Raw genomic sequence first — 26,932 nt, forward strand, 5'->3', positions numbered from 1 at the left:
GCGAGGTCCTTTCGAGCTTAGTGCGAGTCATACCTGACCACTTAACGAGGTCCCTCACTAGTACTGCATTGCGTAATTAATTGTGAATAAAATGCCTGATATCTGCGTCAGAGGCGTGTCTGCAAAGCGACGGCGTAGTGGACCCTACGACTAGCTTTGCAGGCGCGGCTCTGGCGTAGATAGCGGGTGTTTTATCACAGTTAATTGCGCAACGCAGTACTAGTTTAGTGGGAACGGTATACTGTAATAACGAAAAAAGGAGGATTTTATGGTATCGACCGTTATTTCTAAAATCATCTCCATGCAGCCCAACTTCACTGTGAGCGAGAACGCGATCAGCCAGTACGTTATAGGTCACGCCGAACAGATTCTTACCACGACAATCACCGCTTTGGCGGATGAAACCGGCACTTCGGAGGCCAGCATCAACCGCTTCTGCAAAAAGCTGGGATATAAAGGATTCAATGGATTAAAGATCGCATTGGCCCAGGAAAGTTTCTACAATAACATGGTTCAGGAGACGCCCTCCTCCGGCGGGAACTTTATCGCCTCCGTTACCTCCGACTACCGGAGCATGTTAAATAACACGGCGGCCCTCCTGGACGAAAGCACGGTATTTAAGGCCGCGGAAATGATCAAAAATGCAAAAAATATAAACTTATACGCCCTGGCCAACACCACATTCGCCGCCAGGGAGTTCCGTTATAAGCTGGAGCTTGCAGGGATCCGTGCCAAAGAGTACACTGACCCCTTAAGCATCAGTCTACAGGTCGCAGGCACGTCGCCAGGCGACTTATCCATCTTCATTGCGCGCAGCATTATGATGAAGGATATCTATCAGGCGGCCAACGCATCCATCGACCGCGGCGGGAAAAACCTGACCATCACAAGCGTAGATTCCCCGAAGCTGAACGATATCGCGGATTACAAATTTATCGTATCGGACAAGCTGATCGCTAATAACACCACGGCGCTTTCCGATAATCTGATGTATCTCTATGTAACGGATATCATCTACAGCGCCCTCCTGAAGAGTGACAAGGCGCTGAGACAGAAGAAGCTGAGCAGCGACGCGCTGATCAACAACAGCCAGACGATGGATTCTTATGTGTTTGAATACTAGTACAGCGTTGCATAAGTTCCGGTGACTTACGCAATGCTGTACTAGTATATAACAAAATGGTTTCCGGAGCCTGTCACTCCGGAAACCATTTTTATAGTTCACTTACTATTCTATTTTTCTCTCTAAAGCGCCTTCATAAACTCATATGTAAATTCCACCGCCCGGCAGGTCAGCGCTTCGCATCTGTGAGGCGGATCATCTAGTGAAAATCCGCCCGGACGCAGATCGAAGCATGTCAGGGATCCGAACTCGCCGGTAAATGCTTCCGCAAACCGGTAACAGGCGGAAATAATCCGCTCCTCCTCCCAGCCAAGCCCATTTAAATAAACTCCGGCAAACATGAGACTGCCTTCCACCAGGCCGCACTGCGCCCGATAACCGCCTGCGCCGTGAAGGCCGACAGCGGCGTTCAGCGTCTGGGGCTCATATGTCACTCCGAACAGCTCGCCCAGGCAGATCAGCATGGTCCTGGCACAGTTGACATCGCAGTCCCAGTACAATTCATGGACCTTTTTCTCAATAAACGCATTCATAACGCAATCTCCTCCGTCTGCTTAATTCCATCTCTCATTTCTCGCCTTACGCCGCCCGATAAAACGTCTTCCATTTCCCGCTCCGGTACCGTCCCACAAAACAGATCACACGAACCACCCAGTCCAGTATCATGGCGCACCACACGCCGACGGCTCCCAGCCCGAGGCCGACGGCCAGCAGATAACCGGCTCCCAGCCTCACAATCACCATGGACAGGATGGAGATGCACATGGGGAATTTGACATCGTTTGCCGCCCGCAGAACATTCGTCAGGGTAAATGACGCTGGCCACAGAATGATGGCACATCCATCATGGATCAGCACCAGCACCGCCGCCAGCTTAAGGGTTTCCTCCGAAAGGCCGTACAGCTTCATGGTGAGCGGCATGGTGAGAATCACGCCCAGGCAGCAGAGTCCGCTGATGAGATACGTGAGCTTCATCATTTTCTTAGTGTAATATTCCGCCTGCTCGAAATCGCCAGCACCCACACAGCGGCCGATCACTGTGATCATAGCCAGATTCATGGCCTGTCCCGGAAGGACTCCCATTCCATCCAGGTTGTTGGCGACCGCGTTGGCCGCGATCTGTGTCGTGCCAAAGAGGGCGATGATGCTGACGACCAGTACGCGTCCCAGCTGGAAGATGCTGTTCTCGATTCCGCCCGGAATCCCGATATGAAGAATCTTTCCGATCATTCCGCTGTTCCAGCGAAGCCGTCCAAAGCTGACATGAATCTCCAGCCCCGTATTATGCAGGCGGATAATCAGAATGACGCATGCCGTCATACGGCTGATCAGCGAAGCCAGCGCCGCACCTGCCACGCCCCAATGGAATCCGAATATAAACAGAATATCTCCCGCCACATTGATGATATTCATGACGATGGACGCCTGCATGGAAATCCGGGAATTTCCCATAGAGCGAAACAGCGCCGCGCAGGAATTATAAATCGCCAGAAACGGATAGGAAAGCGCCGACAGTATCAGATAAATCAGCGCGTTGTTCATCACGTCATCCGCAATCCCGCCGTACAAAAGCCTCAGAAGTCCGTGCCGGAACAAAATCGCCCCCACCATAATCACAATGGAGATAAGCCCCGTGATCATCATCAGCTGATCCGCCGCCTCACACGCCCTCTTCCGGTTTTTCTGTCCCAGAAACTGTGATGACACCACCGCGCCGCCGGTGGAAACCGCCGCGAACACATTGATCAGCAGGTTGTTGATCATATCCACCAGAGATACGCCCGATGTGGCCGCCTCGCCTGCGCTGGAGACCATCATCGTGTCCACCATGCCCACGGTCACCGCCAGAATCTGCTCCACAATGAGCGGCGCAATCAGGCGTTTCAAATCGCTGTTTGTAAATAAGTACTGTTTCTCCCGGCCTGTCATACTCTCTTCCCCTGTCTTCCTGATGTAATCTTCTTTCTCTTATCTCTTATTTTTTATTTCTTATGCATAACCGCCATGGCCGCGTAATGCAGCACCTCAAACTCCGGCGGCACAATCCGGTTCAGCAGTTCTCTGTGTTCCTGATCGAAGTGTTCTGTCTCCTCAGTGGTAAGGGAGGCGCCGATCCCCCGGCATGCCCTGATTCTCCCATTCCAGCTCTCTCTCGTAAAGGGAACGGACACATCGAACATCGTCTGCTCACCGATTGTGAAGTACTCCTCATAAATTTCGGGAATTTCAATCGGATGCCGTCTTTCCCTGCATCCGGTCCATTTCGGATTGTATTTTAGGACCAGTTCTTCGCTCTTTCCAGCCACTTCATCCTCAAACGGAAGCCACGCCATATAAAGAATCACAAATGTTCCGTTCTCCGTTAAGATGCGGTTAATCAACGGCGCCAGTTCTTCGTGCTTAAAGTAGAAGAAGCACTGACAGGCGGTCACCACATCGAAGGCGCCATCCGTAAATCCGGCTTTTTCAGCGGGGACACACTGGAACTGTATATTCATGCGTCCCTCTTCCGCCAGCTTCTTCGCCTGCCCGATCTGATTCTCCGAGATGTCGATACCGGTAAAATCCGCTCCGTACTGATACAGGTTCCGCGGAAGGACTCCCGTGCCCGTCCCCAGGTCCAGGACCTTCTGCCCGGCCTGGCACAGCCCCAGATCCAGAATCTTCTGATAAAACTCTTGGGGATAAATGTCTCTGTATTTCGCATAATCAGCCGATGCCCGGCCCCAGTCAAACACTTTTCCATGATCGATTTCCGTATTCCTCATCCCATTTCCTCCATTTCTGATAGGCCTGCCTCCGCTCCTGGTCCTGCCGCTTCCACTACGTCTACCTATCAGGCTACTCCATACTTGATTTTCCGTCAAGAAGCATTTTAACGAATCTTCCTTGCTTCCTGCTTTGTAATATGGTAAATTAACAGCACATGGCCTCCATGGCCATGGATAATCCTGTTACGAAAGGAGGCGCGGGCTATGAAACTCTGTATTGATACTGCTCCATGCAAAGTCTGAATTACGGACGTACTTTCATGGAGATAAACAATCGGTTCGTCCGGACAGACTTTGCATTTTAACGTAAAACAAAAAATACGCTAAAAGGAGCAAAGTCATGAATAAAAAATTACATACTCTCTTCGAAGGGCTTCATACCTTCCTGATCCTGTGGGTGACCCAGTCATTTTCTGCACTGGGCAGTTCCATGACCAGTTACGCGCTCGTCGTCTGGTCCTACCAGCAGAAAGGCTCTGCGCTGACCACTGCGCTGCTCTCCATCTGTTCCTACGCGCCCTATGTGCTTCTCTCCATCTTCGCCGGGGCCTTAAGCGACCGGTGGAACAAGAAACGCACCATGCTGGTCTGCGACAGCTTCGCGGCGGCAACCACACTGCTGATCCTGATCCTGCTGAAAACGGAGAATCTGGCGCTGTGGCATCTGTACATACTGAACGCGTTAAACGGCCTGATGAATACGCTTCAGCAGCCCGCATCTGATGTGGCGGTCAGCCTTCTGACTCCAAGGGAACAGTACCAGCGCGTATCCGGACTGCGGGCCTTTTCTAATTCATTGGTTACGGTTCTCACACCGGTACTGGCCACCATGGTATTTTCCTTTGCAGGAATCGACGCGGTGCTGGCCTTCGACCTGATCACGTTCTCCACTGCATTCATTACGCTGGCATGGTTTATTACGATCCCACAGGCGGAGGCGGACGGAAACAGGGAAGAATCTGTGCTGACTTCCGCAAAAGAAGGCCTCAAATACCTGAAAAGGAACCGGGGTATTCTGAATCTTATCCTGTTTCTGGCGGCCATCAACTTAACCGCGTCCATGTACAACGCCGCGCTGCCCGCCATGATTCTTTCCAGAAACGGGGGGAGCAGAATCGCACTCGGTATGGTAAACGCCTGCACGGGCGTGGCCAATCTGGCCGGAAGTCTGCTGGTATCCTTCTGCCATCCGCCCAAAAGCAGGGTCCGGGTTATCTGCAATTCCCTGCTGATCGCCATGTGCACGGAAAACTTCTTTCTGGCCTTCGGCAGACAGCCCTGGGTCTGGTGCGCAGGCGCCATTCTGGCCTGGATCTGCATTCCCTTTATGAATGCAAACATGGATGTGCTGTTCCGTTCACGGATCCCGCTGACCATGCAGGGACGCGTCTACTCCGCCCGCAATACGCTGCAGTTCTTCACCATACCGGTGGGATACTTACTCGGCGGACTGCTGGTGGACCGGGTGTTTGAACCGCTCATGGCATCGCAGCAGCCAGGAGATCTTCCGGCGGTGATGTTTGGAACCGGAAAGGGCTCCGGAGCGGCGGCGCTGTTTTGCCTGTTGGGTATTCTGGGCGCAGCTACCTGTCTCGTCTTTCGAAGAGATCGACATATATGGGAACTGGAAAATGATATTCCACATCCCTGAAAACTCGGGGGGGTGCCAGAGCGTACTATCTCTGGCACCCCCCTTCTGCCCGGTACTGGCTCGGCCACACCCCCGTATTCTTCTTAAATACCTTGCTGAAATAGACCGGGTCCGGGTAACCGGACATCTCCCCGATCACTGCCACGTCAAAATCCGGCTGGCGTATCAGCAGCTGTTTCGCATAATTGATGCGAAGGGAGGTCAGATACCGGACCGGAGACTCATCGTGGTATTTCTTAAACAGATGGCTTAAATAATCCGGGGCAAATCCCAGCTTATCCGAGATATCTCCCATAGAGATCTGTTTCTGGAAATTCTCTTTCAGATACTTCTCCACACAGCCCGCAATCTCCTCCTTCCCCATGGTTTTTAAGTGCTCCGGCACACTGGCCTGAAACGTATCATTTTCACTGTCCAGCTCAATGAGCAGCTTTGTGAGCGCCTGCTCTAACTGTCCCTGTCTGATGGGCTTCAAAAGGAATCCCTTCACCTGGTATTCGATGGCCTCCTGGGCCAGGGTAAACTCGTTATATCCGCTGATAATCAGAATTTTGATGGACGGATACGAGGCGTGCAGGACACGCGACAGTTCCAGACCGTTCATAAAGGGCATCTTGATATCGGTGATGACCAGATCCACATGGTTGGTTTTTATAAATTCCAGAGCGCTGTCCCCATCCTCGAAAGCGCCTTTGACACAAAACGGCAGGGACATAGAATTAATTTTCTTCACCAGATTTTTCCAGAATAAGAAGTTCGTCCTCCGCGACCACTACGTCATACTGTTTTCTATTAGCTGTTTCTGACATTTGCAATGCTTCCTCCCATCGTGATGCAGGCTCCTCCCTCCGGGTCGTTCTCTACCGTAAGACTGGCAGACGGACCGTACTGGAGCAGAAGCCGCAGATATACATTTTGAAGTCCCATACCCCCTATTTTCAGGCGGGTGATGTCTTTGGAATCCCGAATGGATTCCAGAATGTGAGTCAATTCCTTAAGCTCTTCCCCGGTAAAGCCCACACCGTTGTCCGTGATCCTGATCAGCCACTTTCCGGCTTCCTCGTCCAAATATCCCCGCACAGTGATGTGCCAGGGCGGCTTTTTCATGAACGCATATTTCAGAGAATTCTCTATGATGGGCTGAAGACTTAACTTGGGAATCTGGATCTCCCCCATCCGCTCATCTAAAGTAAAATCACAGGTCAGCCGCCCCCTGTAGCGGACGTTCATACAGGCTAAATACTTCTGTGTATACAAAAACTCATCGCTGACTGGCACGCGGATCTCGCTTCCCGTCGATGTATACCGCAGATAGTCACAGAGATTTTCCGTCAGCGTGATGATCTCCTGGTTCATGTTTTCCTCCGCCATAACACTGATATTGGCCAGATTATTATAGAGAAAATGAGGCTTCATCATAGACTGGGTGGCGATCTCCTTGGCACGGATCTCATTTTCCTGCGATTTCAGCATCTCCATGGTGGAGGCGTTCATCTTGTTATACATGTTCCTAAAGGAAGTGATCAGCGTCTGTATCTCCTCGTAATGGCTCTGGGGCAGGGAGACGGTGTCGATGGTATGGGAAAATACATCATCCAGCACCAGTGTCTCAAAGGTTTCCGTCAGCTCACCCACGGGCTGCAGAATTCTGCGGGAAATGGAGAAACAGACGGCCATGGTAAGGAGAAGCCCGGCAATCAGCACAGCCAGGAACAGAAACGTCGGTGCGGCCAGGGACCTGGTTATGACGCTGTCCGGTTCGAAGACGTATATCTGCCATCCTACGGATTTCACAGTCTGACGATGCAACGCATTCTTCCTCCCGTTCTCATCCCTGACATGAACCGTCCGGCCTGCTGGAATATCCTGTTTTTCCTCCAGTACTGCGGTTAAATGGGCCGTCTCTTCGCCACGCTCGTCCACAGGATAGATGAGTTCCCCGTTCCTGTCCATAATCAGAAGGCTGAGAGACGGGTTTGCCGTGGTAAGGCGGTCGATAAAACTGAAAAAGGTGTCACATTTCTGCAAGACTTCCACCGCTCCCTCCATTTGATGGACATCGTCAAAATAAAGTCTGGTCAGAGAAATGTAATACGGTTCATAGGGAATTGCCGCTGTCGGTATGAAATGGGAGATTGGCTGTGGAGTGCTCATGATCTTGTATCCGTTTTCCGCCAATACGTCGCTATACCAGCTTTTTTCCTCCAGATTGATCTTCTTGTTGTACGTATAAAAACCGGTGCCTACGGAAAAGCCATTTTTATGATAGAGATTGATCTGGGCGACCGTCTGCTGCGGACCGATCATGGCAGATATGGAATTATAGATAGCCTGAACCTGGGTATAGGTTTGCTGAGTCCCCAGCTGTTCCACATGAATCCTGCGGATCCCAGGCAGAATGTCTTTGGAATAGATCGTGTTTAGGGACACCGTGGACATCTTCTCGATCTCCTGTTCCATATTGGAACAGGCAGAATCGCAGACATTCTGGAGATTCAGATATTCGCTGGCTCTTAAATTTTTTGTATAATAAATATAAAATGCGGTCAGCATTGCGGTAAAGATCACAAAGATTACCAGGAAATAGTACCGCGGCAGCGATTTTTGCAGGGATGGTACTTTACGTTTCATAACTCCTCCTGTGGCGTCAAAAAAGTACAAGGGGCAAAACTATTTTGTGCATGTTGTTTTATTTCTAGTTATTGTACTATAGAACATAGTAAAAAGCTACTAAAAAACTTTCAAGAATCGTTACAGTCCATGGCCCCTTTGTCCGTCTCCGTCGTCCGGTCTGCTCTGGCGGTTTGCACTCCGGTTCCAGTTCCGGTTTCGGGCATAAACGGTTCTAAACGTGTAGTATTTTTCTAAAATCCAGAGAAAATGCCCAAACTCGTTGCGCTCAAACAAGTGGGCATTTCCCCTGAACGAAAAATTCTGCGCGTTAAGAACCGCTAATGCCCTGCAAAGTCACAGGAACCGGAGTGCAAACCGCCAGAGCAGACCGGACGACGGAGACGGATAAAGGAGCCATGAACTGTAACCAAAAATCAGATGGAGGATTGCTATGAAGAAAAAAATTGCACTACTGTTAACGATGGCCCTTGGGATATCCTGCCTGGCCGGCTGCGGCAGTCATACGGCGGAAAAGAGTACGGACCAGACATCATCGGCAGCCGGCACAGCAGCCGCTTCCAACAAAACGAAAAACGTGACGCTTTCATTTGGAACCCATCAGTCCGGTATCCCCTCCTGCGGAGTCCTTCAGGATCTGGCGGGCCAGTTCGAGGAGGAAACCGGTATCAAAATCGACTTCCAGGTCTCTCCGGACGCCCAGTGGCGCGACCTTTTAAAAGTAAAACTGGACTCCGGAGAGGCACCGGATATCTTCTGCGTGGACGCCGATCCTTTAAGCCTTTACTCCCGTGTCCGCCCGGACGAGACCTGCGTGGATTTAAGCGGCGAGGAATGGGTGGACCGCATGGCAGATTACGCGAAAGAGTGCGTGTCCTATGACGATAAAATCTATGCCATCCGTTTTGCAGAACCAAAGCTGAATTTCTATAATTATAACAAAAAGATATTCGCCAATCTGGGGCTGGAGATTCCTGCCACCTATGAAGCGTTTAAAACAGTCTGCCAGAAAATTCAGGATTCCGGGACTATCCCGATTTACGAAGCGACACAGAGCGCATGGCATCAGTGCGTACCGCTCTACGGCAGCGGACCTTACTTTGAAAAGCTGGAACCCGGCTTATACGACGCGTTAAACAATAACGAAAAAGACATCAAGGACGTGGCTATGATGAAAACCATCTTAGACCAGATGAAAGAATTTGCAGACCTGGGATATTACGGTGAAGATTACTTGAGCAATACCGTAGACGCGGCAAAGGACGAGATTGGAACAGAAAAAGCGGCCATGTATCTGGCGGCTCCCGGCTTTGCTTTACAGGTGGAAGAGGCGTATCCGGAGATGAAGGATCAGATCGGTATCTTTCTGATGCCGTTTGGCGACAATGACGTGCTGGCAAACAATGCCTCCAGCGCCGCCTACTTTATCAATAAGAAGAGTGAAAACGTCGAGTATGCCCTGGAATTTTTCCGTTTCCTCGCCAGACCGGAGAATTTACAGTACAGACAGGACAACAATCCGGAGGAAATGGGACTCTGCTGGCCGGAGATCACACCTTCTTACCCTGATGAATTCAACAAATATATCGATTCCCTGGAAAGAGGAACCATCATGCAGGTAGGCGTAAAATATATTGATCCCCAGTTTATGGATACGGGAAAAGATATCGAAGCCATGTATACAGGAGCCATGACATCGGATCAGGTGATGGAAAGCATCTCCAGAAGACGGGCGGAGCAGGCAGAACTGCAGAAAGACCCGGCCTGGGAATAAATCGGAGGGCCTATGAAGACAAATAAACTATATCCAACCTGGTTTACCCTTGGCGCACTCATCTTCTATCTCGGTCTGTTTTTTCTGCCGGGCATTATGGGAATCGGGTATTCCTTTACGGACTGGAATGCTTACAGCAGCGAAGTAAACTTCGTAGGCTGGAAAAACTACTTAAAGGTTTTTGAGGGCGGTACAAATTACGGGATGTTTATCAAAAATACCTTTGTATTTACTGCGATAAGCTCCATCACCAAGACCACGCTCGGAATCGCTCTGGCCATCCTGCTCACCAGCAGGATGGTAAAGATGAAAAGCATGCACCGGATGCTGGTGTTTCTTCCTCAGGTCATGTCCTTTCTGATCATCGGCCTGGTGTTTAAGAACATACTCCATCCCAGCCGCGGCTTTATCAATATCACGTTAAAAGCCATCGGGCTCGATTTTTTGGCCCAGAACTGGCTGGGAGACTTGAATTTTGCATTTAAATCAATTTTTGCCGTTGATGCCTGGAAAGGTACGGGATACGTGATGATGGTGGTCATCGCCGGACTGAATTCCATATCCTCTACCTATTACGAGGCGGCGGAGCTGGATGGCGCCGGTTTCTGGAGCAAATTCCGGTATGTGACGCTTCCGCTCCTTAAAAACGTAATTATCAGCGTGACCGTATTAAACATCACCTACGGCTTTCGCGTATTTGACTTAATCTACAGCCTGACCAACGGCGGTCCCGGCAATTCTACAGGCGTTATCAACACGGCGGTTTACAGCGAATTTTCCAAGGGCAATTACGCCATGGGCACCACGCTTTCCAGCCTTCTCTTTATATTTGTCATGATGATTTCCTATTTCATCTTAAAAGCAGTGGGCAACAAGGAGGTGGAACAATGAAAAAGAGACTCTGTACCGTACTGGCCAATCTGGCGGCATGGATCGCCAGCCTGATTGTCCTGGTACCCATGCTGGTAGTTTTGGTAAATTCCTTCAAATCACAGAAAGAATCCATGGTCATGACGCTGACTCTGCCGGAAAAATTCATGTTTGAGAACTATACCACCGTGATTGAACGCGGAAAACTGCTTTCATCCTTCTTTAACAGCGCTCTGTATGCAACCTTCAGCGTACTGCTGATTCTGGCTGTTGTCTCCGCGGCCTCCTATGTGCTGTCGCGGAACCGCAGCCGGCTGCACCGGGTTATTTACTATCTCATTGTGCTGGGAATCGCCATGCCGGTAAACAATGTGGCGCTCATGAAGATCATGAAGGCCACCGCGCTTATTAACACCCGGTACGGGCTTATCTTTCTCTATGTGGCCATGAATATTCCGCTGGCGCTGTTTCTCATGTTCGGCTTCGTGGAAACGCTTCCACGAGAGATTGACGAGGCGGCTGTCATCGATGGAGCCGGTCCCATGAGGCTGTTTTCCAGCGTTATCTTTCCGCTGATGAAACCAACCATCGTCACCGTGGGAATCTTAAATTTTATGGCGATCTGGAATGACTTTTCCATGCCGCTTTACTTTATGAACAATTCCGGGAAATGGCCCATGACACTGGCTGTATACAATTTCTTCGGCCAATTTGAGCAGAGCTGGAACCTGGTGAGTGCGGACATCACTCTGACCGCCCTGCCGGTTCTCATCATCTTCGTGTTCGGCCAGAAGTATATTGTAGGCGGTGTCTCAGCAGGAGCCGTCAAAGGCTGACAAAACGGAGGACAAAACATTTGAAAGGAGTATTCTGTGAAAAAAAACATTCTATACCTACATACCCATGACAGCGGCCGTTATTTAGAGCCGTTCGGCGCAGCTGTAAAGACGCCGAATCTGATGAAGCTTGCACAGGAAGGAACGCTGTTCCGTCAGGCCTACTGTGCCGCCCCCACCTGTTCTCCCAGCCGGGTTGGACTGCTATCAGGGCAGTCTCCTCACAGCACCAATATGCTGGGGCTGGCACAGAGAGGATTTCAGATGGATTGTTACGATACACATCTGTCAAATTTCCTCCGAAATCAGGGCTACCATACCTGCCTGTTCGGTGTTCAGCATGAGGCGCCAGAGCCTTCCATGCTGGGATATGACTACTGGTTTGACGAGGACTGCCACCACTCGGAGTTTATTCTCAGAGACACCGCCGCCAGTACTCATGCGGCTGACTATCTGCTGAATTATCAGGAAGACAAACCGTTTTTTATGTCCGTGGGATTTATCAATACTCACCGGCGGTATCCCAAAGCGCCCGATGATTTTGTGAATCCGGATTACGTGAAGCCTCCGATGACCATACCGGACACAAAAGAGAATCGGAAGGACATGGCCGACTTTATGTATTCCGCAAAAATCGCCGATGATTCGGTCGGTGTTGTGCTGGATGCACTGAAACGCTCCGGTCGTGAAGACAATACCATTATCATCTTCACCACTGACCATGGAATCGCATTTCCATTTATGAAATGCAATTGTTACGATACCGGGATCGGCGTGACGCTGATCATGAAATTCACAGGAAACCAGGCGGCGGGAAAAGTCAGCGATTCTCTGATCTCCCAGATCGATGTTTATCCCACACTCTGTGATATGCTTGAGATAAGAAAACCGGACTACCTTCAGGGACGTTCCTTTGTCGGGCTGTTTACGGACCCGGAGCAGGAGATCAACAGCGAGGTTTTTGCAGAAGTCACCTATCACGCGGCCTATGAGCCCATGCGCTGTATCCGTACCAGCCGATATAAGCTGATTCGGTATTTTGACTGCCACAACGGATACGTTCCGGCCAATATAGACGCCTCGCCCAGCAAGGATGACATGATAGACGCCGGACTGCTGCGTCAGACCCATGAACGTGAAATGCTGTTCGACCTGGCCTTAGATCCGCTGGAGCGGAAGAACCTGGTGAACAGCAATGACTGCAAAGATATATATGATGATCTGCGGCTGCGCCTGGAAAACTGGATGGAACGAACCGGTGATCCGCTTCTCCGTGTCGGATACCGGGTGCCGAAGCCGGAAGGTGCATGGGTGAACCGGCTCTCTGACCTGGATCCGGGTTGTACCATAAGCGAGTAATAGAGAGTCCGGTGAGCCGGACTCCCGCGGAGAGGCTATCTGCTTCTGGCCTCCTCCGCCCTTTCATTCATGTTGGCAATGCCAGTATCAATGTCTTCCTCCCCGATCATGATGGCGTCGTGCTCTTCCTCAATCACCTTGCGCACCGCTGCCATCTTCGCATCTACCGGGCGGTCGAACACAAAATTCTTCACGGAAAGAGCTGCCTTTCCGTCTTCCGGAAATCCCTCGATGGAAGCCAGACGGCTCACCACGCCCGGGGTGGTGATGGCAGGAAACACGCTGTTATCGGCCAGAACCTCGGCCCCCGCCTCGCTGGTGGCAAACCGGACGAATTCCCAGGCCTGGTCCGGCACATCGGATTTCGCATTGACGGCGATCGGGGTGACTGAGCCAACCGTGCTTCCTGCCGGTATTCCCGCCGAGTGCGGAATTCTCGTCACTCCCCAGTTAAAATCAAAATTTCCCGCCTTCCGGTCCTGAACCAACGTTGCAATAAACCAGGTTCCCATGGGAACCATGGCGCACTGCTGCTGTTCAAAGACACTGGTGTAATGGATATTGCTTACTTTCAGGCTGGCATAGTTCTGTATGACGCCCGCGTTCTGCATTCTAAGCGCCTGCTCATAATACGGCTTTAAGAAAGAGTAATCCCCGCTCATCAGCGTATGTTTCCCGTCCTGCACCGCCCAGTTGGAGACCAGTGCCATCCACGTATGATGGTGCGTTCCGTAGACTGCCTCTCCATCTTTGATAAATGTCATCTTTTCCGCCAGTTTCTCATACTCTTCCCAGGTCATATCATCCGCAGGATACGATATCCCCGCCGCGTCAAATAAGTCTTTATTATAGAACAGAACATACCAGTCCTGGCGAAACGGCAGCGTATACTGCTTCCCATCCATCTGAAGCTGTTCCGCCGCTCCGTTGTAAATGCTTAAATCCACGCCGTCTCTGGCAAGGTAGCTGGTCAGATCGAGAATCTGTCCCTTTTCTCTCATAGATATCTGTGTGTCCGCGTCCTTGATCATAATCACATCCGGGTCAGATTCATTTCCCGCCAGCAGTACAGTCAGCTTATTATTGTATTCATCCGACCGGATATCGACCAGTTCTACATCAATGTCCGGATTTTTCTCCATAAATGCCTCCGCCATAGCCTGAAACTGCGGAGAGTTGGCGTTATCCCAGACAGACACCGTTATTTTTACACGTCCCTCCTTCACTCCATCCGCCGCGCTCCTTCCCTCTGCAACAATGCCGCTGTCGGCCTCCATGTTTCTGCCAAGGCTGCATCCCGCGGCGCCTGCGGCCACGAATGCCAACAGAAATAGTGCTGACGCAATCCTGCTGATTTTCATAAGATTCCTCCCCAAAACTTACATAAGTGATTTTTTTACCACCAGATTCTCGTATTCCTTCGGCGTATACCCTGTTATCTTCTTAAAAACCGAGCTGAAGTAATACTGCGTATCAAAGCCCAGCATATCGGAGATCTCATACATCATGTACTGGTACGATTCGATCAATTCTTTCGCCTTCTCTATCTTCATTTCCGTCACATAATCAGAGAAATTCTTTCCCACCTGTTTCTTAAATGTACTGCTCAAATGTCCCTGGCTGACATTCAGAGCGGCCGCGGCCTGGCTCAGCGTAATCTTCTCCTGATAATGCTCCTTTACGTATTCAAGAGCCAGTTCCACCAGCTTATCCCTGCGTGCCTCCTGATGGTCCTCCAGCACCCTGACCACCTGGTCCCGGAAGCCCTCAAGCCAGGTGAGCACCGTACTTAAGTTGGCCATTCGGTTTAACTGGCCTACAATGTCCACCGCATAAGGAAAGTCCTGATCGCCCCAGTTTTCAATCAGAGAGGTGATAAAGTAATAGAGATTATTGCACGCGTTCACCGCCTGCTGTCTGGAAGGCCTGCACTCGGAAAACAGCTGGATCATCTGATTCATAATGGTTTTAAAGGCTTCGCAGTCATTCTGGCGAATCGACTCCGTAATGTTCTTCTTCAGAAAATTAATATTGAAATTACTGCTGTGGCTTATGTTATCCTCGCACATGGCCGAGTAGAACACCGCGCCGCCGGAATTGTCGTAAAAAGTCAGATTCATGGCGCTCATGGCCTGATACAGAAGATCCTGGATTTCCTCCACACCGCTTCCAGGCAGGCTCACCGCAATGGATATGGGCACCTCGAAGTAATCCTTCATGACCTGGCGGAATTTTACGCTCATGACGCCGGCCTTCTTCTTAAAATCATCGGTTCCTTCCGTCGAAAGCACCAGGACAAATCCGCTCTGCTCCCGCCGCAGAACGCAGCTGTTGTCAAAGAATCCCTTTACCATGCCATTTATAATATCTTCCGCGATGCCCATGACCTTTTTCTGGTCTGCCCTCGTAAACGCCTCAGAAAATCCCTCGAATCCATAATTAAAATTAATCAGCATCAGCGCCGGCCTGGGATACCGCTCCCGGATCAGGCCGGAAAGCTCGTCCTCCGCCTCCACGTCCGTGTTATAGATGAGAACCCGCCGGAAGTAGTTTAAAATCCGCTCGTCCACGGTCAGCGGTTCTTCCGCAAGGTGTGTCATGCGGTAATTCATGTTGCACCGATCTATGGCACACCCCAGAGCCTGAATCAAACTTTCTTCACTGAGTTCCAGCTTTACCAGATAGTCGATCGCCCCCAGATGAAGCGCCTCTTTTGCCAGGGAAAACTCTTCTAAATTCGTAAGAAGAATGAAACTTGCCGCACAGCCGTTTTTCATGGCTGTCTTCATAAAGGTAATTCCGTCCATGGCCGGCATTTTTATATCTGTAATTACGATATCCGGCCGGAGCGTATCCAGAAGGGCCAGAGCCTGCTGCCCGTTTGATGCTTTTCCCACGATCCGGCACTGATATTCCTCCCAGTTCAGAAGCGAAGCTATACCCGCCAGAATTAACGGTTCATCATCTACAATCATAATCCGGTACATAAGCGCTCTCCCCCCTTAAATTTCTGTCTTCCAGACTGGTATTCCCTATTAATATTCCAGAGGAATTGTGACGGTAATCTGTGTATACTCTCCCTCCCGGCTCTCCACAGAAAGTCCGTACACTTCCCCATAGATCAGTTTCAGCCGTCTGTCCACATTCGGCATCCCGATACTGCTCATCTGGTCGCCTTTTAACTTCTCCGAATGGTTCAGCAGTTCCGGTATCTTTTCTTCCGGGATCCCGATTCCATCGTCCCGCACATCAATGCAGAGACATTTATCCCTCTCATACGCGGAGATCTGAATGGTTCCGTTCTTTCCTCCCGGTTCGATTCCGCTGAAAATCGCATTCTCCACCAGCGGCTGCAGCGTCAGCTTCACGATTCGCGCATCGTACAGCGTCTCCTCCCGGATATCAATCTCCAGGTCAAACATTTCCACATATTTCAATTTCTCAATGGTTACGTAGTCGCGAACAAAATCCAGCTCCTCTCGCAGCGTAACACGCTGGTCCACCCCTTTTGCCATGTTCTTAAGCAGCTTCGACAGCGCGGTTACCGCCTTCACGATACCGCTGTTCTTCTGGATCACGGCAATCCATTTGATCGAGTCCAGGGTATTGTAGAGGAAGTGCGGGTTAATCTGCGCCTGCAGCATCCGGATTTCCAGACTGCTCTTCTCTTTTTCATCCTCTAACCGTTTGTCCATCAGCTGTTCGATCTGGCTGCTCATGGAATTCACGGCCTTTCCGATGAGTCCGATCTCATCCTGGCTTTCCAAAGATTCCTCCTGACTAAAATCCCCCTTTGCAATCCTGCCAACATGGTTTACCAGCCGGTCAATCGGCTTTCTTACTGCGTTAGTAAACAGAAATGACATGGAAATTCCCAGAAGCACACAGGAAAGGAAGATCAGACCGACAGTCTGCATAAGCATAAGGCTGTCATTTTTCAGGACCGCCATATTCATGATTTCAATCACTACAACTCCGCTTTGGGAATCTTTGTTAAAAGATACCAGACATGGTTCTCCATTCAGCCGGTATCGCTCGATTCCGCGGCTCTCCTCTCTTCTTATAACCGAATCAATCAAATGGCCGCTCTCCTCCTGCAGGTTCACAGGCTCCCGCAGCGTGGCAATCCGCTCTCCGCGATACGTGGTCACAAGCATTGTATTTCCGTTATCATCTTCCTTCAGACGGTCGAGATAGAGACGGGGAGACAGAAACAGCGCCGACCAGTCACTGTCTTTGTACCCGGAATTCTTACAGATAATGGGAATCGCCATCCCTACTTCCTTGTAAAACGGGGACTCCACCAGATCCAGTCTGTAGCTGTACATATCCTTTTTCAGTTCCCGGTCAAACCAGGGGGAATTCCGGATTCTTCTCCCGTCATCGACACTGCTCAGGGCCGTTCCGGCCGAAATGTGGACATCACTGTCATCAAATATGGACAGCCTGGTAATGTAATCCCCATATCCTGTAACGGCACAGAAATTGGCGGCCAGCTTTGCATAATCCAGCCCTTTTCGCTTTTCCTCTACGGTATTCAACTGACCCAGGGAGCTTAAATCAAACATCTCCCGCTCCGCACAATTGAGTACCAGGTTCACCATCTGCTCGTAGACCTCCTCATAGTATCTGGAGATGCTTTCCACGTGGTAGCCTACGGAATTCTGTGCCAGCTGGATGGTTTTTTTGTTCGCCGTCATATAATTTGTAACACTGAATATGATGCCGATGACGCAAATAATGCAGATGTTATATACCATGATCTTAAATTTTACTGTTCTGTTTTGTAATAACCTCTTCATCATTCTGCTCCATTTTCATCTGTTGTGTTTTTTACTTTACAATATCCTCATAGGTTATTGTCTCCCAGGCTTTCCCTCTTTTCACTTCCAGCCCGCTGATCCTGTCTGCAATATACTCCCTGGCTTTTTTCTTCCGAAGCAGGTATTCCACATAATCCTGCTCTGTATCGTAGCTGCCAAACGGAACATATTCCTTTGATTCTACCGCAATCACCGCGCTCATACCGTCTCTGTATTCTATGGCCGGCGTAACCTCTCCCGCTTCCACTTCTTTTACGGCCTGCACCACCCGGTCCAGAAGCAGATTTTCCTTGCCCAGTTCGAGGGTATCCACAGCCAGACTCTCCATATTTGCAGAAACTCCGGTTTCCTCAGCCAGAAGTACCGGCAGACCGTCTGTAATCCCATGAACCGCAATCCACTGCTCCACCGCCGCTTTCTGCTCCTCACCGGTGTCTTCAAAGATCACCAGGCTGAGTTGAGCTCTAAAATTCTTTTTTTCTTCCATTTGTTTCACAACAGGATAATATTCTTTCAGTTCTTCTTCCCCAATTATAACGATCTTCTGCTCTACGAATTCCTCCAGGGCCTGCTCCAGCTGGCTCTGGCGATAGGAATAGTACTGGCTGACGGTCAGCTCCAGAGGCCCATACAGAACCTTTCCCTCTTCCTTCATCTGCTTTCGCTGTTTATTTTCCTCCTGATACTGTTTCAAAAATGCTTCGTATCCGATCTCATCGATTATGCCGTTTTCCTTTGCCAGAATTTGAATTCCCTTCTGCTGAACAGCTTCCCCGTCTGTAAGCTCCCGTACCCGGTCCATCGGGGAGACGCCGTCCGTCTTCTTCTCCCAAAAGCCGGGAGCATTTACATCGATACCTTCTTTCGCCCCATATTCTCTGGCCGTTCTGGCAATATTGTCGTAAGCCAGCAGAGCGTACTCTTCCTTCGATATCTCATAGTCCCCTACTTCCATAAAACAGGAATAGCCTTGCCGGGCGCAGCCGGCAAGACATTCCAGAATCAGGAACCATATGAAAAACAACAATGCTGCTTTCTTTTTCACGGTTCACCTCATATTAACTTTCCCATACCCCATCCGGTCCTACACGATAACCACCGGGAGTTGTAGTATTTTGATATAACGAGCCTTTGGCCCCATCGGATACCGGATTAAAGTAATACCATTTACCGTCGATCAGCTGCCAGCCGGTCACCATAATTCCATCTTTGTCAAGATAATAGAGTTTTCCATCCTGATCTGAGAAAAATCCGGTGATCAGATTTCCGTTCTCATCAAAACGATACCAGTTCATACTACCATTATATTCCAGATAATACCATCCATTTTTTGAATAATCCCCATTGCCCAGAATGCATTTTCTATAGCCAATTCCCTGAACCCAGCTGTTTACTGTAACTGCCTGGCCGGAAGTAGACGAAGAATTTTTGTGCGGCTTATCGGGGGTATCCGGATTATCCGGGTTGTCTGGGTTTTCTGGGTTGTCTGGGTTGTCCGGGGTATCTGGATTATCCGGGTTGTCTGGGTTTTCTGGATTATCCGGGTTTTCTGGATTATCCGGGTTTTCTGGATTATCCGGGTTATCCGGGTTGTCTGGGTTATCCGGGTTGTCTGGATTATCCGGGTCTTCTGCTTTCATGGTAACGCCTGCGGAAACACTGCAGTAAAGCCCTTCTACATGTCCCCTTACCAGGAAAGTCCCTTTTCTGCCCAGCAGAGTCGGGCTGACAGCTTCCCAAACAACAGGTGCCTGTTCCTCCGTCCCGTCCACATAGTGAATCGTAATTGTATCCGGAAGATCCAGTGTTTCTCCTACATTGACATCTAAATTTACCGTTTCCAACTCTGTCACATACTGGTTTGATACGTAAAGCTTCGGTGCCTTTTCTTTTCCGGCCTCTTTACTGGCAAATTCCAGACCGGAGTTAGAGCCATTGGCATCAGCCTCCGGATTCTCTTCAATATCAAGAATAAAGGAAATTTTTCCGCCTTCAATAAAATCAATCGCATCGGATACGTCAATCGTAATGTAGCTTCCTACCTGGTCACGCTTGATTACGACATGTTCTTTTACCAGCTCTGCCTTATATCCGCTGGCCTGTGTGATGGAATCATACGTTGCCGTATTTTCCACCCAGCCTGGGGCGTTAGTATAGATGTTTAAATAGGTCTCTGTAACCTCTGCTTTATTATCCATCTTATTAAAATACAATCTCAGCGTCATCTCCGTTAAGTCTGAAGTGTCCATGGACTCAAAATCAAACCGTACCACTCCAATACGTTTAAAGGACCCTGTATAGTTCTTAATACGAATCACTTCATTATCACCGAATTTGCTGTCTGAGGGGCTTACCTGAATATAGGTATCGCCGTTTGTATCAATCACACCATCCATATATTCCAGTGGATCTGCCGGCGTAATCGTTATGGAAGCTGGAATCGTCGTTCCCGCAATATAACCATTTACCACATACGGATCGCTGCCCTGATACAGTTCCCTGCTGACGGTCTCCCATACCACAGGCGCCTCCGCTGCATTTGCTGCACGGCTGCGGCTCTTGCTTCCCTCCAGCTTTATGGTATATGGAAGCGCCGGATATTTGCCTGCCGGACTCTTCATTTCAGCCGGCTTTGCAGCGGCTTCGATGATTGTCACATTTGCAGCGGCTTTCTGATCCAGCCCCTCGCAGGTTCCATGAACTGTGAAAGTTCCGGCTTTCTGGTACTTTTCTTCCTCTGTCTCTTCCCATTCGACTCTGGCCGTTCCCTTGCTGCCGTCTGTATAGCTGACCGTAATGCTCTCAGGAAGTACCGGCATAAATCCTACATATCCGGTTATGCTGGCCGCCTCGGCATCAACCACTCCGGCGCTGGTTACAATAACCCTGATACTGCATCCTGCCTCAAAACCACTTACTTTTCCTTTCACTGTAAAGGTTCCCGGTTTTGCATACTGACTTTCAGTCACGGACTCCCATACAACGGGAACCTGTGCCTCAGAACTGTTAATATAAGTCACCTTTACGGTCTCCGGCAGAACCGGAGCTACCCCTGCCTGGGTTGTGACATCCTCTGCAAATGCCGCTGTAATAATTGTATCCGATACGGTCACATATGCGATAACCGGCAGGTTTCTTCCCTCGATATAACCGCATACGGTAAACTGCCCCTCTTTCTGATAGTTCCCAGCCGGAATCTCATCCCATTCCACCGCCGCTTTGGCAGTCGTATCATCACTGTAGGTTACGTTTACAGTCTCTGGTAAAACCGGCGCTGTTCCCACTGGAATTTTGACAAAGACATTTTCCACCGATTTTACAGATTCATTGTCAAATACAAGCTGCGGTTTATAATCCGTTTCTTTGGAGTGAATGTTTGTATAATTCTTTGATCCTATTTCTACGCCTTCAAAGATAATCGAAAGTCTCTGAGTTCCGGATTCCAGTAATGTTTCCATATAATCCGTGATGTCCAGTTCCTTCCAGCTTCCTCCATCTGCTATACTGGAAGTGAAATCCAGAATCTTTTCGCCTTTATCAGGCATGGTATTCCACGTTACTTCCTCCTCTTCCCAGTCATCACCTATCCTGGATACGGTAAAGGGGACGTTGTTTGCCTCTGTACTGTCAATATGGAATTTTAAGAGAACCTTTTTGTAATTCTCCGGTACGGAGGTCAGATCAAAGGACATCAATACGTTTCTGCTGTATCCGCCGCTGTCCAGCTTTACTGTCATGGATTCTTCTGTTCCGCTGTGAGTACCATCATCCCTTACTCTGGCATCTTTGTCCGCGATAACAGACTTTGAATTCTTTTCGTATACATGAATGATACACTCCGCTTTCGCCTCCGGATTATTTAAGCTGACCGCGCTAATAACGGTATCTCCCTTTGCCAGGGCTGTTACCTTGCCCGCCGCTGACACGCTTACTACCTCAGGGTCGGCCACGGACCATCCAATGCTGTCGTCAAGAACATCTTCCGGCAGTACGGAGGCATTTAACTGGGCGATGTCTTCTGCTACCATATAAAGCTCTGTCTTATCCAGAATTACTTTTTCTGCTTTATTTCCATCCTCATCCACAGGCCCCGGGTCATCATTAAACTCGTGAGCGCCAATATCTGGTAAATCCACGATTTTATTACCAAAAATATCCTCTGTCGCATCTGATTCCGGTATTACCACGCCTGCGTCAACCGCCGGTGAATTTTCCTGCAGTTTAAAGATCGCCATACGTTCCCTGAGCCCGGCAATAAAATCATCACCCTGTCCCATATTCTCATAAGTGAGCCCATACTCTTCACTGCTGTATTTCGTGCTCAGCTGCGGAGAAGAAAGTCTCGGGTTCACAAACAGATTGTCTTCCAGGACTGCGTCAGAAGGACCGTTTACGCTTGTAATAGAAGCCGGATAGATAATATTATTGGTCATAGCGCCCTTTGTCACACTTATGGAGCTGGTGCCGAACTTCGGAACGCTGCCGTGGGCCATAATAATATTATTTTTAAAGTAACCCACTGATCCGGTCTGGAAAATGGAGGTCGTGGTTCCTTTTCCAATGTACATGGTATTGTTATAGACCTTCGTCTTGCCGGTCTGACAGTGGAACAGCTCCTGGCTGGGCTTTCCATCGTTGGCGCTGATATTATAGCGGAAATGATAGGAAGCATTGTCATACATGGTCAGAAGCAGGCCGCCCTTGTTATGGTGACTGTAATTATATTCGTAGATAATATCCTTACATCCGATATCATAGTCAAACGCCTCACCATCGTTATAGCCGTACTCTCCGCCGAATACTTCATTATAGCGGAAAATGGAATCGTCACACTGCCACAGCCACGCGCCCGCATAGTTAGCAGTATCGTAGTTGCAATGATTCTTCACCACGTTGTTCTCTACCATACCGTTTTCGCCAACTTCTGCGAGTACGATGCCGTCACCGAAAATTTCTTCGATGTAGTTTCCACGGAAGGTAATATTGCGGAATGTCTTCGTATTGCGGAAGCCCACGCCCTCCGCACCTGTATTCTGGCCGCTGGAACGAATTCCTTCCTTGGCTACATTTTTTACATAGTTATTTTCAATCAAAACCTCGTCAAATCCGATATCGGAAGCCATTTCACCTTCCGGCTTCTGACCATCGATCCAGACGTCGGCGCCGATTACGAGAATTCCTCCGGTCATCTTGGAGTTGGCTACTTCTGCTGTCACATCGTGAACGTAGCAGTTCTGAACCGTCACATTCGACACCACGCCGGTCTGCCCTGTGGTAAACACCAGGATCCCAACATGATTGTAACTATCATCAGCGCTGTTTGTTACTTCTATTCCATCAATTACCCAGTTGCTTTGATCACTCAACAGGATGGTCGGACTGTATACATGGTCTTCTCTGACTTTATACTGTGAATCATAAGGGACTGATCCGTCTCCATTAATAATCGGATATCCGTCTCCGCCATACTTTCCAAGTGTCACAGGGGCGTTCTCGCTTCCCTCTCCCTTCGGATACAGATAGCCGTTCCAGATACAGCCAGCCTTTAACAGAACAGAATCTCCCGGGAGAAATGTGGTATTGTTGATCTTATCCAGACTCTTCCACGCGCTCTCCTCTGTAAGTCCGTCATTGCTGTCATTTCCATTTACAGCATCTACATAATAGGTCAGCCCGGAAATTACTGCAAAATCCTGAGGGCTGTATGTAACAAACTGATGGTCCTCATCAAGGCCGACCAGTAACTGTATCTGATCTTTATCAGCCGCCTCGACCTCATCAAATGTAACCACAGCTTTGCCGTCTTTTGCCTCAGCGGAACGGACAGTTACCGCCTCTTCCTTCTTTCCGTTTACAATTGCGCTTAAAGAAACCCTGTCCTCAATATCACCGGATAGGTCCGCTGATTCTGCTGTGAATTCAAGGGAATCTCTTCCCGTCATGGTGATGTCGGATATCACTGCGACATCCTCTTCTTCCAGATACGTGATAACCGGACACCATTTTACACGGTCGTTGTTGTACTCTTTATTTCCATTGGCCCGGAAATGGATGGCATCGCCTTCCCTTACCTGTAAATAAAACGGCTGGAAATTGACATCTGTCTTATTGTGTTCCGTTGATATCGTCCCTGTATCCGGCCAGATTAATGTTCCGTTCTGCTGTATGGACAGCAGGACTCCATCTCTGTCATCCCGGTTTGTTTCCATGAATATAGAGCCGTCATCCTCAGATATTTGAATGAGGCCGTCCGCGGGCGCTTTCCATTCCAGAATCACGTCGTCCCCCTTATTTCCCGGCATCATACCATCATTAAATATTCTCAGATATTTTTTCTTATTATCCATCCACCGTGGTGCAGCTGCGTCATACTCCTGAAGTTCTGATATTTCCCCGCTGTCTTTGTCTTCATACTTATAGTACCAGACCGGCCCCTGCGTATTGCTGAAATCATCTGACAGCGAAAATTCCGTTTTCTCAAAAAGCAGCTTCAGGGCATTCGACATTGTTGCATTTGACTCCGTCGCCTTTTTATCCGGTTTCCGGTCTGAACTGCCAGAATCCGCATTGGATGAAGTGGCCTTTGATGTATGCGTATGACCGCTTCCCGATCCGGCCGCATTGGAAGATGTGGCCTTTCCCGTCCCGGTTCCTCCGCCGCCATTTACGGCAGCGAAGCTGTAAGAGATACCGCTTCCAAAATTGCCTGCTGCAATAACAAATGACAGGTAAAGCGCCAGTCCCCTTTTCCAGCTTTTTTTCATAATGTCTCCTCCATTTTCTGCTGAAAGACCGGCGGCAGGCGCATTTTCCCGCTCAGTGATATCCCTGGCCTTCCCGCATATTTCCTTGTTATTATGATGGTTTCAATATAACATCGGGAATCTGAAAAGCAAATAAAGTTTCATACTGCCTTTTTACAAAATCTTCAGATCATAACCAGGGATATTTGTAATATTTTCATATTTTTGCACTATCTTAAGGTTTTTATCATTAAATCATCAGATGCCCTTCCAGCCCCTCATAATCCACGGCAGCCGTGCGCCCGTCCTTCATCAGGAGTGTAACCGGACCATAGCCGCCGCACTGTTCCTCATCCGTAAAAATGATCTCTCGGATTGGAAACAGTTCCTCCTCCGCCCATTCCCTGTCATCTCTCCTGCTTAGCACGGCGCTGATCATCACATAAGGCTCGTACCCATACATTTTTTCTCTGCGCAGCTTTCCATAAGCTAAAATGCTGTTCTCCGCGGCCGGATTGACACCTCTTCTCTCCTTTGTCTCAACCGATTCCCACGCTGTGTAGGCAACCAGCGCAAGCTGCCGGCCATCCTGTTTTAGAATTACCGCCTCCGCGCCATCGCAGGAGCGCCTGATCACCTGTGTTTTCTCTCCATCCTGGTATTCCGGGAAACCGTAGGCCCCCATGGTCAGCGTAAACAGTTTGTTGGGGATGCGCATTTTGTCCACACGGATGTGGCCGTATGCCACCGGAAAATCCGCCAGATCGATGGAGGCGCCGCCCTGAAAGTTATGGTAAAAATCAAAGTACTGTTTCCGGTAGAGAACCCCGTCATTTACGCCGCCGTACATGATGATATTCGGCACCAGCGCCTCCGCGGCCCCATCATAAGAGAGACTGTACTGCATGGCCTCCGCCCCCTGGCCGTCAAAGGCCTCCCACGGATAATGGCTGTGAAAAGCGAGGCGTATGTAATATCTGATGTACTCATCTCCCGGTTTAAAAAGCCCCTTCGCAGTCCGGAACTCACAGGCCCCGTTCCCGCCCAGATGCGCAGAGACAATTCCCGGGCCATTCATTATCGTTTCTACATAACCGGTTGCATCTCCCAGCTGCTCCCAATCGCCATTTTCCTCGACCGCGGACCAGAACGGATGCTCCTCTGGATACGTCAGCGCCACAAATGGATTTGCAATCCAAAACGGGCTTTCCGCGCAGCTGTAATCCTGTACCATCGGGAGAAACTGTCCGTAAAATCCCAAAGACGGCACTCCATTTACAAATACGTCCTCCCTTGTAATAAACTGAAGCAGCGCGCCGGAATTGATTCTTCTTGCCAGGCCCGGATTGACATTGGTATGATTGAGAAGATACGCGGAGGCAAAAGGAGAAGAGGCGGCATTGCGGTAGAGGCCGCTTCTCGCCCAAAGCGTCACATGGCCATCTTTATCGAACATGGAGAGAAATGAATCCGTAAGCGCGTTGGCATACTGCTCTATTTTCCCTGCGATCCACGGTTCTTCTGTATATCCATACCAACGGTTCCAGATCGGCCCATACACCTGGAATGCCCAGGGAGTGTAGTAATCAAAGCGATGGCCGTCGCGATACCATCCGTCTCCTGCATAGTACGACAGAATCGTCTGCGCATGGTCTCTCATCACGCCTCGGTCAATCTCATATCCCTCCTGATGCAGAAATCCCAGAATGAGCATGTTGAAAAGCCGCCAGTTGTGCGCCCCCGTCTTCCCATAGGCGAATTCCCGGATATAGGACGCAATCCTGTCTTTCTCCTCCGCCGTGTACGTATTCCAGAGGACCTCCCTGCACTGATCCAGGCCAATTACGAGTGAAGCACATTCGCAGGTATGCTGGAAGGTGTCCTCGCCCTCCTTTGCCATGGCGAGAAGTTCCTGCAAGCCGTACAGATAATTGGGATTTCCAGGCGTCACCGCCTCCAGTATCCGCGTTTTATAATACTCTCTCACCGATACGCCGCAGATCACAGCCTCCGGCCGGTTATGCAGCAGCGGCGCCGCGATCAGAAAGCTCCTGGCAAGCCCCTCAAACCGCTCCGCACTGGCCTTTGTCGGGGAGCTGTTCTTATTCGGATAACTCACCTCAAATTCTACCCTTCGGCTTACCGGCTGCCCCTCCATACTTTCAATCCCGGAAAAAATCCCCTCCAAAAGAAACTCGCACACCTCCAGCCAGTGTTCCTTCGTCATGCCTGTATACGGGCTCTTCCCGTAATCAGGATTTTTCACTTCAAATTTCATAAATGTTACCTCCTGTACAAGTACTGCTTGCTTTTTTTATTCCTTATCATATAATAAATTTCATGCAGGTTCT

Annotated in this window: 17 protein-coding genes; 6 read left to right on the top strand and 11 right to left on the bottom strand. The window is 49.6% G+C overall.

Going from position 1 to position 26,932, the window contains the following annotated elements; genetic code table 11:
- Window positions 1–268: 268 nt before the first annotated feature.
- Entirely contained in the window at window positions 269–1,123 is an 855-nt protein-coding gene (locus tag DFR60_RS11225) for a MurR/RpiR family transcriptional regulator (protein WP_002601860.1), read from the top strand.
- A 122-nt stretch (window positions 1,124–1,245) separates the two neighbouring features.
- Here the strand turns inward: DFR60_RS11225 and DFR60_RS11230 are convergent, their stop codons facing one another.
- From DFR60_RS11230 to DFR60_RS11240, 3 genes are read right to left on the bottom strand one after another with little or no spacing between them, the layout of a single operon-like run.
- On the bottom strand, window positions 1,246–1,656 hold the full coding sequence (locus DFR60_RS11230) for a C-GCAxxG-C-C family protein (RefSeq protein ID WP_110322986.1): 411 nt from the start codon (window positions 1,654–1,656) through the stop codon (window positions 1,246–1,248).
- Window positions 1,657–1,702: 46 nt separating this feature from the next.
- Window positions 1,703–3,052 carry an MATE family efflux transporter gene (locus tag DFR60_RS11235; RefSeq protein WP_110322987.1) on the bottom strand — a complete coding sequence of 450 codons (1,350 nt, stop codon included), beginning with the start codon at window positions 3,050–3,052 and terminating at the stop codon, window positions 1,703–1,705.
- Window positions 3,053–3,105: 53 nt separating this feature from the next.
- Window positions 3,106–3,891, bottom strand: coding sequence for a class I SAM-dependent methyltransferase (locus tag DFR60_RS11240; protein WP_110322988.1), 786 nt, complete (start codon window positions 3,889–3,891; stop codon window positions 3,106–3,108).
- Between the two features lie 343 nt (window positions 3,892–4,234).
- On the opposite strand from DFR60_RS11240, the gene DFR60_RS11245 reads away from it, so the two are divergent.
- The gene (locus DFR60_RS11245) at window positions 4,235–5,545 is read left to right on the top strand and encodes an MFS transporter (protein ID WP_110322989.1); all 1,311 of its coding nucleotides are present in this window, start codon (window positions 4,235–4,237) and stop codon (window positions 5,543–5,545) included.
- Between the two features lie 25 nt (window positions 5,546–5,570).
- Here the strand turns inward: DFR60_RS11245 and DFR60_RS31145 are convergent, their stop codons facing one another.
- Together DFR60_RS31145 and DFR60_RS11255 are read right to left on the bottom strand one after the other, a co-directional pair.
- Window positions 5,571–6,278: a response regulator transcription factor gene (locus DFR60_RS31145; RefSeq protein ID WP_146218594.1), complete on the bottom strand. Its 708-nt coding sequence runs from the start codon at window positions 6,276–6,278 to the stop codon at window positions 5,571–5,573.
- A gap of 59 nt (window positions 6,279–6,337) precedes the next feature.
- Window positions 6,338–8,176, bottom strand: coding sequence for a sensor histidine kinase (locus DFR60_RS11255; RefSeq protein WP_110322991.1), 1,839 nt, complete (start codon window positions 8,174–8,176; stop codon window positions 6,338–6,340).
- 433 nt (window positions 8,177–8,609) lie between these two features.
- Here DFR60_RS11255 and DFR60_RS11260 point away from each other — a divergent pair, with 433 nt between their 5' ends.
- Genes DFR60_RS11260 through DFR60_RS11275 form a run of 4 tightly spaced genes read left to right on the top strand, consistent with a single transcriptional unit; the run spans window position 8,610 to window position 13,015 of the window.
- Window positions 8,610–9,950: an ABC transporter substrate-binding protein gene (locus tag DFR60_RS11260; RefSeq protein WP_110322992.1), complete on the top strand. Its 1,341-nt coding sequence runs from the start codon at window positions 8,610–8,612 to the stop codon at window positions 9,948–9,950.
- A 12-nt stretch (window positions 9,951–9,962) separates the two neighbouring features.
- Window positions 9,963–10,841 (top strand): carbohydrate ABC transporter permease, encoded by an 879-nt coding sequence (locus tag DFR60_RS11265; protein ID WP_110322993.1) that lies wholly within the window; start codon window positions 9,963–9,965, stop codon window positions 10,839–10,841.
- Entirely contained in the window at window positions 10,838–11,656 is an 819-nt protein-coding gene (locus DFR60_RS11270; RefSeq protein ID WP_110322994.1) for a carbohydrate ABC transporter permease, read from the top strand. Before DFR60_RS11265 ends, DFR60_RS11270 begins: the two co-directional genes overlap by 4 nt.
- Window positions 11,657–11,692: 36 nt before the next feature.
- Window positions 11,693–13,015 carry a sulfatase family protein gene (locus DFR60_RS11275; protein ID WP_110322995.1) on the top strand — a complete coding sequence of 441 codons (1,323 nt, stop codon included), beginning with the start codon at window positions 11,693–11,695 and terminating at the stop codon, window positions 13,013–13,015.
- Between the two features lie 35 nt (window positions 13,016–13,050).
- Here DFR60_RS11275 and DFR60_RS11280 read toward each other — a convergent pair whose 3' ends face one another.
- The 6 genes from DFR60_RS11280 to DFR60_RS11305 form a co-directional block, all read right to left on the bottom strand.
- Window positions 13,051–14,376, bottom strand: a complete 1,326-nt coding sequence (locus tag DFR60_RS11280; protein ID WP_110322996.1) for an ABC transporter substrate-binding protein — start codon at window positions 14,374–14,376, stop codon at window positions 13,051–13,053.
- Between the two features lie 18 nt (window positions 14,377–14,394).
- Entirely contained in the window at window positions 14,395–16,002 is a 1,608-nt protein-coding gene (locus DFR60_RS11285; protein ID WP_110322997.1) for a response regulator transcription factor, read from the bottom strand.
- 48 nt (window positions 16,003–16,050) lie between these two features.
- On the bottom strand, window positions 16,051–17,820 hold the full coding sequence (locus DFR60_RS11290) for a sensor histidine kinase (protein ID WP_341457942.1): 1,770 nt from the start codon (window positions 17,818–17,820) through the stop codon (window positions 16,051–16,053).
- 28 nt (window positions 17,821–17,848) lie between these two features.
- The gene (locus DFR60_RS11295; protein ID WP_110322999.1) at window positions 17,849–18,883 is read right to left on the bottom strand and encodes a hypothetical protein; all 1,035 of its coding nucleotides are present in this window, start codon (window positions 18,881–18,883) and stop codon (window positions 17,849–17,851) included.
- A 13-nt stretch (window positions 18,884–18,896) separates the two neighbouring features.
- Window positions 18,897–24,602 carry an Ig-like domain-containing protein gene (locus DFR60_RS11300; RefSeq protein WP_110323000.1) on the bottom strand — a complete coding sequence of 1,902 codons (5,706 nt, stop codon included), beginning with the start codon at window positions 24,600–24,602 and terminating at the stop codon, window positions 18,897–18,899.
- 229 nt (window positions 24,603–24,831) lie between these two features.
- Complete coding sequence (locus DFR60_RS11305) at window positions 24,832–26,859, bottom strand: DUF2264 domain-containing protein (RefSeq protein ID WP_110323001.1); 2,028 nt, start codon at window positions 26,857–26,859, stop codon at window positions 24,832–24,834.
- Window positions 26,860–26,932 lie beyond the last annotated feature (73 nt).

Origin of the sequence: Hungatella effluvii, assembly GCF_003201875.1 — a bacterium.
Taxonomy (GTDB): Bacteria; Bacillota; Clostridia; order Lachnospirales; family Lachnospiraceae; genus Hungatella; species Hungatella effluvii.

What these genes read in the sequence shown, in the direction of transcription:
- DFR60_RS11300 (WP_110323000.1), bottom strand. Translation starts at nt 24,602, where the DNA reads ATGAAAAAAAGCTGGAAAAGGGGACTGGCGCTTTACCTGTCATTTGTT.
- DFR60_RS11245 (WP_110322989.1), top strand. Translation starts at nt 4,235, where the DNA reads ATGAATAAAAAATTACATACTCTCTTCGAAGGGCTTCATACCTTCCTG.
- DFR60_RS11285 (WP_110322997.1), bottom strand. Translation starts at nt 16,002, where the DNA reads ATGTACCGGATTATGATTGTAGATGATGAACCGTTAATTCTGGCGGGT.
- DFR60_RS11235 (WP_110322987.1), bottom strand. Translation starts at nt 3,052, where the DNA reads ATGACAGGCCGGGAGAAACAGTACTTATTTACAAACAGCGATTTGAAA.
- DFR60_RS11225 (WP_002601860.1), top strand. Translation starts at nt 269, where the DNA reads ATGGTATCGACCGTTATTTCTAAAATCATCTCCATGCAGCCCAACTTC.
- DFR60_RS11230 (WP_110322986.1), bottom strand. Translation starts at nt 1,656, where the DNA reads ATGAATGCGTTTATTGAGAAAAAGGTCCATGAATTGTACTGGGACTGC.
- DFR60_RS11270 (WP_110322994.1), top strand. Translation starts at nt 10,838, where the DNA reads ATGAAAAAGAGACTCTGTACCGTACTGGCCAATCTGGCGGCATGGATC.
- DFR60_RS11305 (WP_110323001.1), bottom strand. Translation starts at nt 26,859, where the DNA reads ATGAAATTTGAAGTGAAAAATCCTGATTACGGGAAGAGCCCGTATACA.
- DFR60_RS11260 (WP_110322992.1), top strand. Translation starts at nt 8,610, where the DNA reads ATGAAGAAAAAAATTGCACTACTGTTAACGATGGCCCTTGGGATATCC.
- DFR60_RS11240 (WP_110322988.1), bottom strand. Translation starts at nt 3,891, where the DNA reads ATGAGGAATACGGAAATCGATCATGGAAAAGTGTTTGACTGGGGCCGG.
- DFR60_RS11255 (WP_110322991.1), bottom strand. Translation starts at nt 8,176, where the DNA reads ATGAAACGTAAAGTACCATCCCTGCAAAAATCGCTGCCGCGGTACTAT.
- DFR60_RS11280 (WP_110322996.1), bottom strand. Translation starts at nt 14,376, where the DNA reads ATGAAAATCAGCAGGATTGCGTCAGCACTATTTCTGTTGGCATTCGTG.
- DFR60_RS11290 (WP_341457942.1), bottom strand. Translation starts at nt 17,820, where the DNA reads ATGATGAAGAGGTTATTACAAAACAGAACAGTAAAATTTAAGATCATG.
- DFR60_RS11265 (WP_110322993.1), top strand. Translation starts at nt 9,963, where the DNA reads ATGAAGACAAATAAACTATATCCAACCTGGTTTACCCTTGGCGCACTC.